Annotated in this window: 2 protein-coding genes; both read right to left on the bottom strand. The window is 39.4% G+C overall.

Going from position 1 to position 2,254, the window contains the following annotated elements; all coding sequences use genetic code 11:
- Nucleotides 1–153: 153 nt before the first annotated feature.
- Nucleotides 154–1,074 carry a hypothetical protein gene (locus C200_RS11760; RefSeq protein WP_016212100.1) on the bottom strand — a complete coding sequence of 307 codons (921 nt, stop codon included), beginning with the start codon at nt 1,072–1,074 and terminating at the stop codon, nt 154–156.
- Nucleotides 1,075–1,926: an ABC transporter ATP-binding protein gene (locus C200_RS11755; RefSeq protein WP_016212098.1), complete on the bottom strand. Its 852-nt coding sequence runs from the start codon at nt 1,924–1,926 to the stop codon at nt 1,075–1,077. It abuts the gene before it with no gap.
- Nucleotides 1,927–2,254 lie beyond the last annotated feature (328 nt).

Genomic DNA, 2,254 nt, shown 5'->3' with positions numbered 1-2,254 from the left:
GAGGTAGCGACGCTTACGGACCTTCTGATTCCCAGATAATTTTTGGCATATGGTCTCACCTTTAGGTCAGAGTTAGTCTTAAAGAATCTTGGGCCAACAAAAGCTAATAACTAGTGAGTGTGAGCTTGATATATCTCCGGTGAAAGAGGGTAGTTAGCCGTATATCTCATAACGATATTTACGCAAGCCCACGGTTATAATTAGGCAAATTAGGGTAAAAATAACACCATACCAAAAGGTACTGTGAGTGAGCTGAAAGAACAGATGGTTCAGGTTATTACTCAGGTAGGATTCTGTTGGTTGTAAGGTCGTCGTATTAAAAGTGAGATTATAGCTGTGGAATTCTGCGGTGGTCCAGATTTTGAAAAGGCCGGTAAAGCGTGCGCTAATGATGTGATATAACAGGCTGGAGCCTAAGATAATCCGCTCAAGTAAGCAGAGCAACGCGGGGATAAGAATGGCATATAGCAGTGGGTTTTTCTTAACATAGGCAGAGACAAGTAAACACCAGGAGAAAATAGGCAAGAGCCACAAAGCCTGATTTATAAAAGAAAGCCATAGATAGGCCCAGACTCGAATCAGGTGTAGAGGATTCCATAGGATAGTTAGGCTGATGGTTTGTGTATGCCATGTAAAAATGGTGCCGATAATAAGACTAATTATTTGTAAGACAATGATGCTAATAAAGCTCCAAAATGGAATAAGAATGATTGCGGTTGCTAGTTTGGAGAGTACGGTTGCAGAATCTGTTGTTGGCAATGATTTCCAAAATAAAATACTGCGGTCTTGGCGGTCATCAAATAGGGTGTTGAGTAGATAAAGTAATGTGTTCACAATCATAAGTATAATCAGCGGTAAACTCACAATATAGAGCATGACTTCAACAGAGGCATTTTGCAGTTGCAGATTATGATTATTGACTGTAAAGCTAAACTTGCTATGACGGCCGATGCCGAGTACGGTGCTTAATAATACCAAGGCCCCAATGATTAAAGCCGTGTATAAAGGTGCTTTCAGCATTGCGGTGCGGTTTTCCCAAAACTCTCGGCGCATTAGCATGAAAAATGGTTGCATTTAGCGGCTCCCCTTAATTTTTGCAATGAAAATATCGACAAGACTTGCCGGTGCAGTTTGCCCTAACGATTGTAGTTCACTTGCTGGTTTTTCAAAAAGCATCAAAGACGATTCAGGTAGTTGTTTTTGGCTTAATGGCTGTAAGGCAAGTGCAGCTTGCTGTTGTTCTGGTTTGACATAGACATGACTGAACTGTTGATGAAGTTGTGTGATTTCTTCATGCAGTAACACTTTTCCAGCTTGAATCATAATAATACTTGATAAGATATTTTCAACTTCTTCGATTTGGTGAGTGGCAACAATAATCGTACGCTTTTTTTGGTGGTATTCTTCAAGGAGCTGATTGTAAAACTCTTGGCGGTATAGGATATCAAGGCCGAGTGTTGGTTCATCGAGGACAAGAAGCTCGACGTCAATGGCCAGGATTAGAGCTAAGTGTAATTGTGTGATCATGCCCTTGGATAGTTCTTTAACTTTTTGATTGTATTTAATATTAGTTTTATTAATAAATAATTCGGCTTTTTGGTGATTGAATTTTGGGTGAACTGTAGCGACATAGTCAATGGCTTGTTGTACTTTTAGCCATTGGGGTAGCAGAGCGACGTCAGCAATAAAGCAAACTTGTTCCATTAAACGATTGCGTTGCTGTTTTGGGTTGAGGCCCATAACAGAAACCTGCCCGTGGTAAGGTGTCAGACCTAAAATTGCTTTTAGTAAAGAAGTTTTACCTGCGCCATTAGGGCCGATGAGGCCGATAATTTGACCTTGTTGAATGGTTAAATTCAGCTGATCTAGCGCAGTAAAGCTACCATACTGTTTACTTAGTCTTTGAATATTGATGATATCTGTCATTATTGTCGGTCGCTGTTGTGGTTTTTATGTTAGTTTACCTGGCTTCAACTGATGTGAAAATGCTTTTCTTTCCTGACGCTAGTGAAAGAATAGAGTCTGCGTGTGTTTGATAAAATAGCGGTTCGGGTTACGTTAATATTTATTATAATTCACTGATTTTTAAAATAATATTTAAAGTTCAAATTATTATTGCTAATTAACTGTAATTGATCTATATTTCGTCAATCTAGAATGTCTAGACTTTAAGATAAAGTGGCTCGCTGTCGCTCTGCTTGAGTGCTAAATTATAAAAAGGTAGCACATGCTTATTCATTCGCTGCGAGCCATG

Origin of the sequence: Piscirickettsia salmonis LF-89 = ATCC VR-1361, from assembly GCF_000297215.2 — a bacterium.
GTDB classification, from domain to species: domain Bacteria; phylum Pseudomonadota; class Gammaproteobacteria; order Piscirickettsiales; family Piscirickettsiaceae; genus Piscirickettsia; species Piscirickettsia salmonis.
The sequence above is the reverse complement of the archived record's forward strand: the minus strand, read 5'-3'. Positions and strand labels throughout refer to the sequence as shown.